This window comes from Microbacterium sp. CCNWLW134 (assembly GCF_037083565.1).
Classification (GTDB): domain Bacteria; phylum Actinomycetota; class Actinomycetes; order Actinomycetales; family Microbacteriaceae; genus Microbacterium.
Genome location: NZ_JBAOJU010000001.1, coordinates 2,029,525 through 2,043,931 on the forward strand (window position 1 = coordinate 2,029,525; position 14,407 = coordinate 2,043,931).

At 69.0% G+C, this 14,407-nt stretch carries 13 protein-coding genes; 9 read left to right on the top strand and 4 right to left on the bottom strand.

Annotated features, from left to right (window positions below; translation table 11 throughout):
- Positions 1-13: 13 nt before the first annotated feature.
- Together V6S02_RS09655 and V6S02_RS09660 are read right to left on the bottom strand one after the other, a co-directional pair.
- The gene (locus tag V6S02_RS09655; protein WP_336400664.1) at positions 14-613 is read right to left on the bottom strand and encodes a DUF3027 domain-containing protein; all 600 of its coding nucleotides are present in this window, start codon (positions 611-613) and stop codon (positions 14-16) included.
- Positions 597-980, bottom strand: a complete 384-nt coding sequence (locus V6S02_RS09660) for a cold-shock protein (RefSeq protein ID WP_336400665.1) — start codon at positions 978-980, stop codon at positions 597-599. The genes V6S02_RS09655 and V6S02_RS09660 overlap by 17 nt, the downstream gene beginning before the upstream one ends.
- A 153-nt stretch (positions 981-1,133) precedes the next feature.
- Here V6S02_RS09660 and V6S02_RS09665 point away from each other — a divergent pair, with 153 nt between their 5' ends.
- The 9 genes from V6S02_RS09665 to V6S02_RS09705 all read left to right on the top strand — a co-directional run bounded on the left by V6S02_RS09665 (position 1,134) and on the right by V6S02_RS09705 (position 11,904).
- Complete coding sequence (locus tag V6S02_RS09665) at positions 1,134-1,400, top strand: multidrug ABC transporter ATPase (RefSeq protein WP_124293765.1); 267 nt, start codon at positions 1,134-1,136, stop codon at positions 1,398-1,400.
- On the top strand, positions 1,400-3,133 hold the full coding sequence (locus V6S02_RS09670) for a helicase-associated domain-containing protein (RefSeq protein ID WP_336400666.1): 1,734 nt from the start codon (positions 1,400-1,402) through the stop codon (positions 3,131-3,133). The genes V6S02_RS09665 and V6S02_RS09670 overlap by 1 nt, the downstream gene beginning before the upstream one ends.
- A gap of 59 nt (positions 3,134-3,192) precedes the next feature.
- Entirely contained in the window at positions 3,193-4,836 is a 1,644-nt protein-coding gene (locus V6S02_RS09675; RefSeq protein WP_336400667.1) for a DNA repair helicase XPB, read from the top strand.
- A gap of 7 nt (positions 4,837-4,843) precedes the next feature.
- Positions 4,844-6,058 carry a saccharopine dehydrogenase family protein gene (locus V6S02_RS09680; protein ID WP_336400668.1) on the top strand — a complete coding sequence of 405 codons (1,215 nt, stop codon included), beginning with the start codon at positions 4,844-4,846 and terminating at the stop codon, positions 6,056-6,058.
- A 96-nt stretch (positions 6,059-6,154) separates the two neighbouring features.
- The gene (locus V6S02_RS09685; RefSeq protein ID WP_124293769.1) at positions 6,155-6,847 is read left to right on the top strand and encodes a response regulator transcription factor; all 693 of its coding nucleotides are present in this window, start codon (positions 6,155-6,157) and stop codon (positions 6,845-6,847) included.
- A 113-nt stretch (positions 6,848-6,960) separates the two neighbouring features.
- The gene (locus V6S02_RS09690) at positions 6,961-8,652 is read left to right on the top strand and encodes a sensor histidine kinase (protein ID WP_336400669.1); all 1,692 of its coding nucleotides are present in this window, start codon (positions 6,961-6,963) and stop codon (positions 8,650-8,652) included.
- A gap of 128 nt (positions 8,653-8,780) precedes the next feature.
- Positions 8,781-9,068 carry a WXG100 family type VII secretion target gene (locus V6S02_RS09695; protein WP_124293771.1) on the top strand — a complete coding sequence of 96 codons (288 nt, stop codon included), beginning with the start codon at positions 8,781-8,783 and terminating at the stop codon, positions 9,066-9,068.
- Positions 9,069-9,214: 146 nt separating this feature from the next.
- Positions 9,215-10,942 (top strand): AMP-binding protein, encoded by a 1,728-nt coding sequence (locus tag V6S02_RS09700; protein WP_336400670.1) that lies wholly within the window; start codon positions 9,215-9,217, stop codon positions 10,940-10,942.
- Complete coding sequence (locus V6S02_RS09705; RefSeq protein WP_124293773.1) at positions 10,939-11,904, top strand: bile acid:sodium symporter family protein; 966 nt, start codon at positions 10,939-10,941, stop codon at positions 11,902-11,904. The genes V6S02_RS09700 and V6S02_RS09705 overlap by 4 nt, the downstream gene beginning before the upstream one ends.
- Positions 11,905-11,914: 10 nt before the next feature.
- Here the strand turns inward: V6S02_RS09705 and V6S02_RS09710 are convergent, their stop codons facing one another.
- On the bottom strand, positions 11,915-12,583 hold the full coding sequence (locus V6S02_RS09710; RefSeq protein WP_124293774.1) for a DUF2461 domain-containing protein: 669 nt from the start codon (positions 12,581-12,583) through the stop codon (positions 11,915-11,917).
- A gap of 106 nt (positions 12,584-12,689) precedes the next feature.
- Positions 12,690-14,309 carry a chaperonin GroEL gene (groL, locus tag V6S02_RS09715; protein ID WP_124293775.1) on the bottom strand — a complete coding sequence of 540 codons (1,620 nt, stop codon included), beginning with the start codon at positions 14,307-14,309 and terminating at the stop codon, positions 12,690-12,692.
- Positions 14,310-14,407 lie beyond the last annotated feature (98 nt).

Consider the following 14,407-nt stretch of genomic DNA (forward strand, 5'->3'; position numbering starts at 1 on the left):
CGGCCCCGAGCGCTCAGTCGTCCTCGGGGTCGGCGTCGTCCTCGGAGTCGGCGTCGCCCTCGGAGTCGGCGTCGTCCTCGTCGTCCTCGTCCTCGTCGGCACCCTCGGCGAGCTCGTCGATGTCGACGCCGTCGAGATCACCCGCGTGGAGGATCGGCGACCCGTCCTCGTCGAAATCCGTGGCGTCCAGGTCATCGAGGTCGTCGACATCGGCGTCGTCGTCGAAGTCGGCGTCGTCGTCATCATCCTCGTCGGCGTCGGCGTCGGCGTCGTCGTCACCGTCGGCGGCGGCCGCCTGGGCGGCCTGATACTCCGCCAGGCGCACCGCCCACGGAACCCACTCGGGGGCGAGCAGCGCGCCGTCGCCGGGGAGCAGTTCCACCTCGAGCACGGTCGGCTCGGCATCCTCGACGCGGGCGAGGCTGACGGTCCAGAACCACCCCGGATACCCGTTGAGGCGGTTCTCGAACCGGAGTGAGACGACCCCGTCGTCTTCGACCCGCACATCGGCGGGCTCGCCGATCGTGTCGGCCGGCGTGATCTCGCGAAGTGCCGCGAGTGCGAGGTCGTGAGCCTCGAGCAGCCGGGGGTCGGCCTCAGGCTTCGAAGTCATCGGCGACCTTGCGGAGGACGGCGGCGACCTTCTTCGACTGCGAGGAGCTGGGGTAGCGGCCGCGGCGCAGATCGGCGCCGATGCCATCGAGCAGCTTCACCAGGTCCTCGACGATGACAGCCATGTCGTCGGCGGGTTTGCGTGACCGCTTCGCAAGGCTCACCGGTGCCTCCAGCACCCGCACCGAGAGAGCCTGCAGACCGCGACGGCCGTCCGCGACGCCGAACTCCACGCGCGCACCGGGCTTGGGTGCCGCCGAGCCCGCGGGGAGCGCGGTGGCGTGCAGGAACACGTCCTGGCCCTCATCGGTGGTGATGAAGCCGAAACCCTTCTCCTCGTCGTAGAACCTGACCTTGCCGGTGGGCATGAGACCTCGCTGAAATCGGTGCCTGCGTGGCGCGGGCATGACGGATGACGGGCAGAGTTGCGCCCTCCCCCAGCCTACGCGGGCGCGCGCGGGCTCGTCACCGCGACGCCTGCGATCTCCGCTGCGGGAGCGCACCCGATAGGCTGAGCCACGATGAGCACGCCGACTTCGAACGCCGACCTTCCGGTGCGGCGGATCGACCGCATCCTGGCCTTCATGTCGCTGGGACTGATTCTGCTGTCGATCGTGTGCTTCCTGGCCATCATGATCGGTTCGGCAGCCGGCGCGGAGATGTCCGGCGGCATCTGGCCCACGATCGGTGTCATCGTCTGGATCGCGCCGCCTCTGGCGTTCGTGCTGATGCTGACGGTTCTCATCATGAGCTTCGTGCGAAGGGCGCGGGCCAACCGGGCAGGGTGATGGCTTCCGACGAGCGCGCCCTCGCGACGTGGCTCGCGGGTCGCGACGACCGCGAGCTCGCCGACATCTTCCTGGCCCGGGGTGTGTCCCCCTCGGCGCCCTGGAAGGACTTCTTCGACGCCGCAGACGCACTGCTGGAGAAGACGTCGGTCGATCGCGCGATGATCCACCTCACGCGGGGTGAGCTGATCGCCCTGGCGGCGACGGTCGACGGCAGGCCCCTCCCCGCGTCGGCGACCCCACCGTCGGCGCGACTGGCGCTCACGGGCGACGACGGCGCCCCGTGGCATCCGGTGGTCAGCGCCCTCCGTGACATCCGCGCGCAGTTCCCCGACGCCTTCGAACCCGTGGAGGGTGGGACCGACCCCGCGCCGGCGTCGGAGGAGGAGACACTCGCGGCGGCCGAGCGGGTGTTCGCGACCGTCGGGTCGCTCGCCGATGTCCTCGTGGCCGCCACCCACGCACCGCTCGCGCGCATCACCTCGGGGGGCGTCAGCGCCGCCGACCGACGGAAGCTCCTCGATGCCGGGGCGCTCGGCGAGTCCGACGAGCTCGACGACATCGTCGGGGCGGCCGCGGCGGCGGGCCTGCTCACCTCCAGTGGGCGGGACTGGACGGTCTCGGACTCCGGCGCTCGGTGGCTGGAGGCGTCGACCCCCGAGCGCTGGCGGCTCGTCGTGACCGGATTCCGTGATGCCCTGCCGTCCGGCGTGCGCACCCCGAGCGGCGGCTATCTCCCGGTGACGGCGTGGACGAGACGCTACCCGCTCGACGGGGAGTGGGAGCGCCGGTCCGAGGGACTCACACGCATCGCGCTGCAGTGGGGTCTCATCACCCCCGATTCCCGCGAGCCGGCGTGGGCGAGGGCGCTCCGCCGCGGCGACGACCCGCAGACCGAGGAACTGACCCGGCACCTCCCCGCCGAGATCGACCGCGTCTACCTTCAGGCAGACCTGACGGCGATCGCCCCCGGCCCCCTGGCCCCGCGCCTGGAGCTGCGTCTGCGCCGACTGGCCGCACGCGAATCGCGGGCGCAGGCCTCGACGTATCGGTTCACCGCGGAATCGCTGACCGCGGGGCTCACCGAGGGCGAGACCGCCGACTCCATCCGCGAGTTCCTCACCGGCCTGTCCCTCACCGGACTCCCCCAGCCCCTCGGCTACCTGATCGACAGCACCGCGGCCCGGCACGGGCTGATCCGGGTCCGAACGGATGCCGCGACGCGGCGCACCATGGTCGAAAGCGGCGATCCCTCGCTCCTCGACGCCGTCTCGGTCGATCAGGGGCTGCGCGCGCTCGGCCTCGTCGCCGACGGCGACGCCCTGACGACGGGGGTCTCGCAGGAGACGGTGGCCTGGGCCCTCAGCGACGCCCGGTATCCCGTGGTCTCCGTCGGCGACGACGGCCGCCCCGTGGTGCTGCGTCACCGGGTGCGTCAGAGCTCCGATCGGCCCGAGGCGCCGGCCGAGCCGCACGCGGCCCTCATCCGGGTGCTGCGCGGATCCCACGGCGATGACGCCGAGAACGCCTGGCTCGAACGCGAGATCGTGCAGGCGGTGCGCAGCCGCGCCGTGATCGATGTCGTCGTCCGCATGCCCGACGGGGCCGAACGCACCTTCACCCTGGAGGCGACCGGATTCGGCGGCGGCCGGCTCCGCGGCCGCGATCAGTCGAGCGACGTCGAACGCACCCTTCCGCTCTCGCACGTGGTCACCGTCCGCAGCGTGGCCTGAACCCCGGCGCCCCACCCTGGCGGGACCGTCTCCCCGCCGCACCGGTAGACTGGAACGCTATGGCTGACGGACCCCTCATCGTGCAGAGCGATCGAACGGTGCTGCTGGAAGTCGCCCATCCCGAGGCGGAATCCGCGCGGCACGAGCTGGCGATCTTCGCCGAGCTCGAGCGGGCGCCGGAGCACATCCACACCTACCGGATCACACGTCTCGGTCTCTGGAACGCCCGGGCGGCCGGCCACGCCGCCGACGACATGCTCGCCACCCTCGACCGCTGGTCGCGCTTCCCGGTGCCGCCGTCGGTGTCGCTCGACATCCGCGAGACGGTCGGGCGGTACGGACGACTCGTCATCCAACGCGACGACGAGGGCACGCTCGTCCTGCGATCCGGTGACGCCGCGGTGCTGGCGGAGGTGTCGCGGAACAAGCGCATCCAGCCGCTCCTCATCGACCACCCCTCGCCCGACACCTACGTCGTGGACGCGTGGGCGCGCGGTCAGATCAAGCAGGAGCTGCTGAAGATCGGATGGCCCGCGGAGGACCACGCCGGGTACACGCCGGGCACGCCGCATCCGATCGATCTGGCCGAGAACGGCTGGCACCTGCGCCCGTACCAGCAGAAAGCCGTCGAGACCTTCGCCGACGGGGGCTCGGGCGTCGTCGTCCTCCCCTGCGGCGCCGGGAAGACCCTCGTCGGGGCCGGAGCGATGGCCGAGACGAAGACGACCACCCTCATCCTCGTCACCAACACCGTCAGCGCCCGCCAGTGGCGCGACGAACTGCTGCGGCGCACGAGCCTGACCCCGGAAGAGATCGGCGAGTACTCGGGGCAGGCCAAGGAGGTCAAGCCCGTCACCATCGCGACGTACCAGATCCTCACCGCCAAGCGGAAGGGCCAGTACGCCCACCTCGCGCTGCTCGACGCGCTCGACTGGGGTCTCATCGTCTACGACGAGGTCCATCTGCTCCCCGCGCCGGTGTTCAAGCTCACCGCCGACCTGCAGGCGCGACGGCGCCTGGGCCTGACCGCGACCCTCGTCCGCGAGGACGGCCGCGAGGGCGACGTGTTCAGCCTCATCGGTCCCAAGCGGTTCGATGCGCCGTGGAAGGAGATCGAGGCGCAGGGCTTCATCTCCCCCGCCGTCTGCTACGAGGTGCGGGTCGACCTGCCCGCCGACGAGCGCCTGGAGTACGCCGCGGCGGCGGATGAGGAGCGCTATCGCCTCGCCGCCACCGCGCCGGCGAAGATCGACGTCGTCCGGCAGCTCGTCTCACGCCACCCCGGCGAGCGCATCCTCGTGATCGGGCAGTACCTCGATCAGATCGACGAGCTCGCCGACGCCCTGCAGGCACCCAAGATCACCGGGGCCACCCCCGTGGACGAGCGCGAGGAGCTCTACGGGGCATTCCGCGAGGGCGAGATCTCGCTCCTCGTGGTGTCGAAGGTGGCGAACTTCTCGGTCGACCTTCCGGAGGCATCCGTCGCCATCCAGGTCTCGGGATCGTTCGGTTCGCGTCAGGAGGAGGCGCAGCGCCTCGGACGACTGCTGCGGCCGAAGGAATCCGGCCGCACCGCGAGCTTCTACACGCTCATCGCCCGCGACACCGTCGATCAGGACTTCGCGCAGAACCGCCAGCGCTTCCTCGCCGAGCAGGGCTACAGCTACACGATCCTCGATGCCGACGAGGTGGCGGCGGCGTAGCCGGACCATGAACAGCAGGGAGCGGCAGTACGACATCGTCCTGGTGGGTGCCACCGGTTTCGTCGGGCGCCTCACCGCCGCGCATCTCTCGCGCAGCGCCGGAGAGGGCGCGCGCGTCGCCCTGGCGGGCCGCTCCCCCGAGCGTCTCGCAGCCCTTCGCCGGGAGCTGGATGTCCCGTGGGACATCCTCACCGTCGATGTCGACGACGCCGCTTCCGTCGATGAGGTGGCCGCGTCCACGCGGGTGATCGCGTCGACCGTCGGTCCGTACGCGCGGCACGGCCTCCCCCTGGTCAGGGCGTGTGCGCGCGGGGGCACGGCCTACGCCGATCTCACCGGCGAGAGCACCTTCGCCGCGCGCAGCGTGTCGGAGGCGCACGCGGCAGCCCGCGAGCGTGGTGCCCGGATCGTCCACTCCTGCGGGTTCGATTCGATCCCGTCCGATCTCGGCGTCGGGCTCGCCCACGCCGCGGCCGGCGGCGGGCCGCTCGCCGAGGCGATCGTGCAGGTGCGCGCGATCAAGGGTGGTGTGAGCGGCGGGACGATCGACTCCCTCCGACAGCAGCTGCTCGACGCGCGGACGGATTCCGCCGCCCGCCGCGCCGTGGGGAACCCGTACGCACTCACTCCGGGCCCGTCCCGCCGCCTGCCCGCGAGCAGCCGCCCTCGCGGGATGCGTCTCGACGAGACATCCGGAATCTGGCAGGCCCCGTTCGTGATGGGCGCGTACAACCAGCAGATCGTGCAGCGGACGAGCTATCTCCACGGCTGGTCCTACGGCGAGCTGATGCGGTACCGCGAGGTCGTCGACACCACGACCGGCGTGTCGGGGCGCATCATCGCCGCCGCGGTGTCGGCGGCGACCGGAGTCCTCGTCGCAGGGCTTCTGTTCCCTCCCACCCGCGCGATCCTCGACCGCGTCCTGCCGGCACCCGGGGAGGGACCGAGCCTGCGGACGAGGGAAGCCGGCCGGTTCACCGTCGAGTCGGACGTCTATCCCGTCGATGGCCCACCGACGCGCACGCGGATCTCGGCGCCCTACGATCCGGGCTACGACGGCACCGCGGTGATGCTCGGAGAGTCGGCGCTCTGCCTCGCGTTCGACGACCTGCCGTCCGGTGGCGGTGTCCTCACCCCGATGACGGCGATGGGCGAGGCGCTCGCCGAGCGCCTTCGTCGCCACCGCTTCACCGTGGAGACGATGCCCCTCCCCGCCGGGTGACCCCACCCGCCGAACCGCCGCATTCGCGACGGGCATGTCGGCGCCCCTCCGCACGATATCCAGGCAGGGTATGAGATCGATGGCCATAATGAGGGGATGACTGCACCCCGCATCCTCGTTGTGGACGATGAGCCGAACATCCGCGATCTCCTCATCACGAGCCTCCGATTCGCCGGCTTCCAGGTCAGGGCCGTCTCCAACGGGGCGCAGACGATCTCGGCCGTGCTTGAGGAGGAACCCGACCTCATCGTGCTGGACGTCATGCTTCCCGACATGAACGGCTTCAGCGTCACCAAACGCCTCCGGGGCGCCGGCTACACCGCCCCCATCCTCTTCCTCACGGCCAAGGACGAGACCGAGGACAAGATCACGGGCCTGAACGTCGGCGGCGACGACTACGTCACCAAGCCCTTCAGCCTCGACGAGATCGTCGCCCGCATCCAGGCGATCCTGCGACGGACCATGCAGGCCGACGAGGAGTCGGTCATCCGCGCCGGCGAGTTGACGATGGATCAGGACACTCACGACGTGCGCGTCGGAGACGTCTCGATCGATCTCTCCCCCACCGAGTTCAAGCTGCTGCGGTATCTCATGCTGAACCCGAACCGGGTGCTGTCGAAGGCGCAGATCCTCGATCACGTCTGGGAGTACGACTTCAACGGCGACGCCGGGATCGTCGAGAGCTACATCTCCTACCTGCGTCGCAAGATCGATCCCCACTCGTCCGAGGCGCTCATCCAGACCAAGCGCGGGTTCGGCTACATGCTGAAAGCCGGCAAGACCGTCTGACACCGGGCAGCACGGCGCTCCGCACGAGCGCCGGATACGACGAGGAGCAGACCCTGGGGCAACAGCCGGACGCGATCACGCGATGGTGGCGCGGCACGAGTCTGCGCACGAAGGTGACCGGCGTCACGGTGGCCCTGCTGGTCGTCGGTCTCTTCGCCGCCGGCATCGGAACCGCGATCTTCCTCCGCAACAGCCTGATCGCCAGTCTCGACACCCAGGTCGAGGCCCTGGCGGCCACGGATTCTGCGGGTCCGTTGATCGACATCGGAGTCGAAGACGGGGTTCTGCAGGCGCGCGCGATCCAGGGCGCGCCGCTGACGGACTACTTCGTCGCGGTCTACGACCGAAACGGCGAACTGCTGACGACGGCGGGAGGTCGAGGCGGAACGCAACCCCAGCCGACATTCCCCGCCACCTATCCGGTCGCCGATGCGCAGACCAATCAGCTGAACATCGTGACCCTCCTCTCACGCAACGGCGAGGCGGAGTTCCGTGCGACGGTCGCCGTCAGCGAGTACCCGGGCGGCGGTGGCGTCTACTCCCAGATGGTCGCGCTCCCCGTCTCGTCGGTGAATCGCACGATCGCCAATTACATCGCGATCTACGGCATCCTCGCCGTCATCATCATCGCGGTCGCCGCTGCTCTCACCCGGTTCCTCGTGACCTTGACCTTCCGCAGTCTCGGGCAGGTGGAGACGACCGCCGACGCCATCGCGGCCGGTGACTTCAGCCAACGGATGACCGACATCGAACCGAAGACCACCGAGGTGGGGCGGCTGAAGACCGCCATCAACGCGATGCTGTCGCGTGTCGACGCCGCGATCACGCAACGCGACGCCACCGTGCGCCAGATGCGTCGATTCATCGGCGACGCGAGCCACGAGCTGCGGACGCCGCTCGTCACGGTGCGCGGCTACGCGGAGCTCTATCGCATGGGGGGGATCTCGGGAGACGAGGCGACCGGCCAGGCGATGGAGCGCATCGAGAAGGAGGCCGTCCGCATGGGTCTCCTCGTCGAGGATCTCCTCGCCCTCGCCCGCCTCGACGAACGCAAGGACGTCGCGATCACCCCGGTCGATCTGGTGCCGATCGCGCGGGACGCGGGCCTGGATGCCCGCGCCGCGTCGCCCCAGCGAACGGTGACGGTGCTCGATGCCACCGTCCACGAGCTCCGTCCTGCCCTGTCACCCGAGGTCGATCCGGGTGTCGCCGGCACCGGTCGACGCGGTGGATCACCCGCCACCGCGGCCACCCCGCGGCGCGGTGCCTCGCTGTCGCGCCTGCGCCGCCGCCCGCGGACGGCCCCCGATGCCCCCGCGGTCGCGGCCGATGTCGCGCCCGCTCCCCCGCCGACCGCCGCCACCGCCGCGGCGGCCTCCGCCGTCGTCGTCTGGGGAGACGAGAATCGCATCCGCCAGGTCGTCGCGAACCTCCTCGGGAACGCACGTCGATTCACACGGGACGACTCGCCGATCGAGCTGCGCGTGGGGGTGGACCGCGATGCCAACCTCGGCTGGATCGAGGTCATCGACCACGGCGATGGCGTCCCCGACCAGATCAAAGACAAGATCTTCCAGCGGTTCTGGAGAGCCGACACCTCCCGCACCCGCGAGACCGGCGGCACCGGACTCGGACTGTCGATCGTCGCGTCGATCGTCGACGCGCTGCACGGATCGGTCGACGTGCTCGACACCCCCGGTGGCGGTGCGACGTTCCGGGTCGGTTTTCCGCTGGCGGAATCGAGGGATGCCACCGAGCACCTCCTGCTGGAGACACAGCCGCTGCCGCGTCCGCCTCGGGAGTGAGGCGCTGTCGTCCTCTCCTGCACAACCGGGGCGATTCAGACCGTTCTCCACCGATCCCCCGGTCACCGAAGACCGGAGGCCGTCGGCTCTCTAGCGTGACGGGTGTCCCACTTCGAAAAGGAGCACCCATGGCCACCTACTCCGTCGACAGCGACTCCCTTCTCGCGGCGACATCCACCATTCGCGGCACCATCGACCGGATCCAAGCCGACACGCAGTCGATGCTGGCTCAGCTGACCCATCTGCAGGGCTCCTGGACCGGGAGCGCCGCCGTCGCCTTCCACTCCGTCGTGGACCAGTGGCGGGCCACCCAGCGCCAGGTCGAAGACAGCCTGAACGGCATCAACGCCGCCCTGGCCTCCGCCGGCCGGCAGTACGCCGACGCCGAACTGGCCACCGCGAGCCTCTTCCGCTGACCCCCACACGAAGCTGCAGCGGAAGACCGAACGGTCCCTCCCCTCCGGAGGGACCGTTCACCCGTGCGGGCGTCGGCTACAGTCGAGATGAATCACCAGCGTCGGTGTGTTCGCCGGCGTTGCCCGCCCCCGGCAAAGGATCGAAGATGACCCCACGGCCCTGGCTCGCCCACTATCCACCCGACGTGTCTCCCGAACTCGAGGAGACGCCCTTCGCCCATCTGCCCGCGATGCTCCGGCAGGACGCCGTCGACTACGCCGACACGATCGCCTTCACACAGTGCATGCCGAACGGCATGAACGGTTCGCTCACCTATGCCGACGTCGATACCCTCTCGGACGATTTCGCCGCGTATCTCCGAGAAGTGGTGGGACTGTCCGCCGGAGACCGCGTCGCCGTGCAGATGCCCAACTGCCTGAGCTACCCCGTCGTCGCGTTCGGCATCCTGAAGGCCGGATGCGTCCTGGTCAACACCAATCCCCTGTACACGCCCACCGAGATGGCACGGCAGTTCGCCGACTCGGGCGCCACGACGCTCGTCATCATCGACATGTTCGCCGATCGCCTGCCGGAGGTGCTGTCCTCGACGTCGATCGGCACGGTGGTGACGGTGCGCATCGCCGAGTTCTTCCCACCCGTCATCGCCGGCGTCATCCGTATGGTGCAGAAATTCTGGAATCGCTCGCTCCCCGCGATCAGCGTGGCGCACACCCCCTTCCAGGACGCGTTGAAGGCGGGCCGCGCGCGCAAGACCGCGGAAGCCGTCGCGGCCTATCTCGACGACGTCGACCTCGATTCCGTCGCCGCGCTGCAGTACACCGGCGGCACCACCGGCATCGCCAAGGGCGCGATGCTCACGCACGGGAACCTCGTCGCCAACACGCTGCAGACGATCACGATGTGCAGCACGCATATGCGGCGCGGACGTGAGATCGTGCTGACCGCCCTGCCGATCTACCACATCTTCGCGTTCACGGTGAATCTCCTCGGCTTCCACCATCTCGGTGCACGGAACATCCTCATCCCGACCCCGCGACCCCCGAGCAATCTCAAGCGGGCCTTCGAGAACTACCGGATCACGTGGCTCACCGGGGTGAACACCCTGTTCAACGCGCTGCTGAACGAACGATGGTTCGTCGACAGCCCTCCCCGTCATCTGCACGCCTCAGCCGCAGGCGGGATGGCGCTTCACGAGTCGGTCGCCGCACGGTGGCGCGAGGTGACCGGCACCCCCATCGTCGAGGGGTACGGGCTCACCGAGTCTTCCCCCGTCCTGACGTTCAATCCGCTCGGGGGGAACGGCAAGGACGGCAGCATCGGCATCCCCGTTCCCTCCACCGACGTGCGGTGCCTCGATGCGGAGGGCCGGGAGACCGCCGTCGGCGAGGCCGGAGAGCTCGTGGCGCGAGGGCCGCAGATCATGAAGGGGTACTGGCAACGCTCCGACGAGACCTCGGTCACCGTCGTGGACGGATGGCTGCATACGGGCGACATCGCCACCATGGACGCCGAGGGGTACTTCACCATCGTCGATCGCAAGAAGGACATGGTGATCGTGAGCGGCTTCAACGTCTACCCCAACGAGATCGAGGAGCGCATCGCCGCGATGCCGGGCATCGTCGAGGTGGGCGTGATCGGGATCGACGATGACAGGACCGGCGAGGCGGTTCGGGCCTACGTCGTCGCAGGAACGTCGGCGCCCACCGAGGCCGAGGTGATCGCCCACTGCCGCGAGACCCTCGCGGCGTACAAGGTTCCCAAGTCGGTGGTGTTCGTCGAGGAGCTCCCCAAGAGCCCCATCGGCAAGATCCTCCGCCGGGAGCTCCGCGACGGCGCGCAGCCTGCGCCGACGACGAGCGGTGAAGCCCGATGATCGAGGTGTTCCTGGCCACGGGTCAGGCCGTGGTCGACGAGCAGGACGTCGTCACCCCGTTCGAGCAGGTGCTGCTGGTCGGACTGGTGTTCGTCATCATGTTCGGCCTGGGCGCGGGGCTCACGCCGCGCGACTTCAAGCTGGCGCTCCGACGGCCCTACGGGCTCATCATCGGTCTCGTCACCCAGTTCGGCATCATGCCGCTCCTGTCGTACGTCCTCGTCGTGCTGGTGCTGTTCCAGCTCCCCCGGGAGTACGCCATCCCGGTGGCGATCGGTGCGCTGCTGATGGGGTGCGTGCCGGCGGGGACGACCTCGAACATCTTCACCTACTTCTCGAAGGGCAATCTGGCCCTGAGCGTGATCATGACCACCAACTCCACGCTGTGGGCCCTGGTGCTGACACCTCTGATGCTCGCCCTCTACGGGTCGTTCATCTTCACCGAATCGACCGACCTGCAGATCCCGATCGTGAACATCGTCGTCACCCTGGCCACCCTCCTCATCCCGGTGGTCGCGGGGATGCTCGTGCGGAGATTCAGTGCGAACGTCGGAGCGGTGATGGAACTGCTCGGCGGCTTCTTCGGCCTGTTCTTCATCGTGTTCCTCATGGCGACGTGGGTGCCGCGCAACTGGGGACTGCTGACCTCCACGCCGTGGCAGACCTATCTCGTCGCGATCGGACTCGGTCTGTTCGGCATCGCCATCGCGTACGGGATCGCCCGCGCCATCCGCCTGCACCCGATGAATGCGCGCACGATCGGTCTGGAGACGGGGATCCAGAACGGACCACTCGCGATCGCGATCGTGCTGCTGAGCTTCTCGGGGAACCCCGACATCGGGCTGATCCTGATCGTCCCGGCGCTGTACTCGCTGTTCATCGTCATCGTGTCGACGTTCGTGACGCTGTGGTTCCGGCGCGCGAACCTTGCGGAGGAGCAGAAGATCCCGAGCCTCCTCTGACAGGAATCCGTCAGCGCCGACCGGGCCGCTCGCGATCGGGGCGCATCAGCAGGTCCCCCAGGTTCTGCGCGATCCACCCGTTCCACATTCCCACGCCGCGCCAGGCGTCGCTGACGATGTCGAACACCTCGGGGCCCCACATCCAGTCCGCGAGCGGCTCGGTGCGCCCGACCGCCAGGTGCTTGAGACGCAGCAGCTCGATCCGGGGGTGGTCGATGGAGTACCCCCTCGGCGCGGTGCGCAACGCGTCCTCGCTCATCGGCACGAGGTCGTCCTCGGCAAGCGCCGAGAGGAGACCCTCCACCTCGGGGCCACGACGGTCGTCGTCGACGAGCTCACGGAATCGCGCGAGCGCGGCCGGCGGAACGTCGTACGAACCGCCGCCGATGAGAAGTCCGGTGGCCGAGAGCTGCAGGTAGTACGCGACCGGCGTGAGCGAGACCATCCCGATGTGCAGCTTGTAGGGCGACTTGTCGGCGCTGAACCGCACATCGCGGTTCGGCCGGAAGATCTTCAGCTGACCGAACTCCGGCTCGAGCTCGGCGGCGAGCGCCTCGAACGGACCACGCACGACCGCGTCGTAGCGGGCCTTGTTCGCGAGCCACCATTCGCGGGTGTTGTCGGCGGCGAGGTCGTCGTAGAAGCGCGGGGCGTCGGAGTCCAGTCCGTCGAAGGCCATGCGGCAGATGGTAGCCGTCGGGATCCGGGATGAGGACCGGAATGCTCCGGTCACACGCAGAAGCGCCCCTCCCGGAGGAGGGGCGCCTCTGTGTGTGGGACTGCTATCAGAAGTCCATGCCACCCGTGGGGTCGGCGGGCGCCGCGGCAGCCTTCTCGGGCTTGTCGGCGACCACGACCTCGGTGGTGAGGAACAGGCCGGCGATCGACGCGGCGTTCTGCAGCGCCGAGCGGGTGACCTTGGCCGGGTCGATGATGCCCTGCGCGAACAGGTCACCGTACTCGCCGGTCGCGGCGTTCAGGCCGTGACCGACCGGCAGCTCGGCGACCTTGTTGGCCACGACACCGGGCTCGAGACCGGCGTTCAGGGCGATCTGCTTCAGCGGAGCCTCGATGGCGACCTTGACGATGTTCGCACCGGTGGCCTCGTCACCCACGAGCTCGAGAGCCTCGAAGGCGATCTTGCCGGCCTGGATCAGCGCGACACCACCACCGGGGACGATGCCCTCCTCGACGGCAGCCTTCGCGTTGCGGACGGCGTCCTCGATGCGGTGCTTGCGCTCCTTCAGCTCGACCTCGGTGGCCGCACCCGCCTTGATGACGGCCACGCCGCCGGCGAGCTTGGCGAGGCGCTCCTGGAGCTTCTCGCGGTCGTAGTCGCTGTCGGTGTTGTCGATCTCGCGACGGATCTGGGTCACGCGACCCTCGATCTGCGCAGCGTCGCCGGCACCTTCGACGATGGTGGTCTCGTCCTTGGTGATGATGACCTTGCGCGCACGGCCGAGCAGGTCGAGGGTGGCGTTCTCGAGCTTGAGACCGACCTCCTCGGTGATGACCTGGCCGCCGGTGAGGATCGCGATGTCCTGCAGCTGCGCCTTGCGACGGTCGCCGAAGCCGGGAGCCTTGACGGCAGCCGACTTGAAGATGCCGCGGATCTTGTTCAGCACCAGGGTCGCCAGCGCCTCACCCTCGACGTCCTCGGCGATGATGACGAGCTCCTTGCCGTCCTGGATCACCTTGTCGACGACGGGCAGAAGGTCCTTGATGTTGGAGATCTTCTGGTTGGCGATCAGGATGTAGGGGTCTTCGAAGACCGCTTCCTGACGCTCGGGGTCGGTGACGAAGTAGGGGTTGATGAAGCCCTTGTCGAAACGCATACCCTCGGTGAGCTCGAGCTCGGTGCCGAACGTCTGCGACTCCTCGACGGTGACCACGCCCTCCTTGCCGACCTTGTCGATCGCCTCGGCGATCAGGTCGCCGATGGTGGGGTCAGCGGCGGAGATCGACGCGGTCGCGGCGATCTGCTCCTTGGACTCGACCTCCTTGGCGTCGGCCAGCAGCTGGTCGGTCACGGCCTTGACGGCCTTCTCGATACCGCGCTTGAGCGAGATCGGGTCGGCACCGGCGGCGACGTTGCGCAGACCCTCGCGAACGAGCGCCTGGGCGAGCACGGTCGCGGTGGTCGTACCGTCACCGGCGACGTCGTCGGTCTTCTTCGCGACCTCCTTGACCAGCTCGGCGCCGATCTTCTCGTAGGGGTCGTCCAGCTCGATCTCCTTGGCGATCGAGACACCGTCGTTGGTGATCGTGGGGGCGCCCCACTTCTTCTCCAGCACGACGTTGCGACCGCGGGGACCCAGGGTCACCTTGACGGCGTCGGCCAGGGTGTTCAGGCCGCGCTCGAGGCCGCGACGGGCCTCCTCATCGAAAGCGATGATCTTTGCCATGTGTGTGTCGTCCCTCCCGGACGTAGGCTTTCGGACTTAGCACTCAACAATCACGAGTGCTAATCCATTCTGGCACTCGGCATGGGTGAGTGCAAGCC

Excerpts from the sequence above, each read along its gene's own strand:
- V6S02_RS09710 (WP_124293774.1), bottom strand. The coding sequence starts at position 12,583 with ATGGCCTTCGACGGACTGGACTCCGACGCCCCGCGCTTCTACGACGAC.
- groL (WP_124293775.1), bottom strand. The coding sequence starts at position 14,309 with ATGGCAAAGATCATCGCTTTCGATGAGGAGGCCCGTCGCGGCCTCGAG.
- V6S02_RS09705 (WP_124293773.1), top strand. The coding sequence starts at position 10,939 with ATGATCGAGGTGTTCCTGGCCACGGGTCAGGCCGTGGTCGACGAGCAG.
- V6S02_RS09665 (WP_124293765.1), top strand. The coding sequence starts at position 1,134 with ATGAGCACGCCGACTTCGAACGCCGACCTTCCGGTGCGGCGGATCGAC.
- V6S02_RS09685 (WP_124293769.1), top strand. The coding sequence starts at position 6,155 with ATGACTGCACCCCGCATCCTCGTTGTGGACGATGAGCCGAACATCCGC.
- V6S02_RS09655 (WP_336400664.1), bottom strand. The coding sequence starts at position 613 with ATGACTTCGAAGCCTGAGGCCGACCCCCGGCTGCTCGAGGCTCACGAC.
- V6S02_RS09660 (WP_336400665.1), bottom strand. The coding sequence starts at position 980 with ATGCCCACCGGCAAGGTCAGGTTCTACGACGAGGAGAAGGGTTTCGGC.
- V6S02_RS09700 (WP_336400670.1), top strand. The coding sequence starts at position 9,215 with ATGACCCCACGGCCCTGGCTCGCCCACTATCCACCCGACGTGTCTCCC.
- V6S02_RS09675 (WP_336400667.1), top strand. The coding sequence starts at position 3,193 with ATGGCTGACGGACCCCTCATCGTGCAGAGCGATCGAACGGTGCTGCTG.
- V6S02_RS09695 (WP_124293771.1), top strand. The coding sequence starts at position 8,781 with ATGGCCACCTACTCCGTCGACAGCGACTCCCTTCTCGCGGCGACATCC.
- V6S02_RS09670 (WP_336400666.1), top strand. The coding sequence starts at position 1,400 with ATGGCTTCCGACGAGCGCGCCCTCGCGACGTGGCTCGCGGGTCGCGAC.
- V6S02_RS09680 (WP_336400668.1), top strand. The coding sequence starts at position 4,844 with ATGAACAGCAGGGAGCGGCAGTACGACATCGTCCTGGTGGGTGCCACC.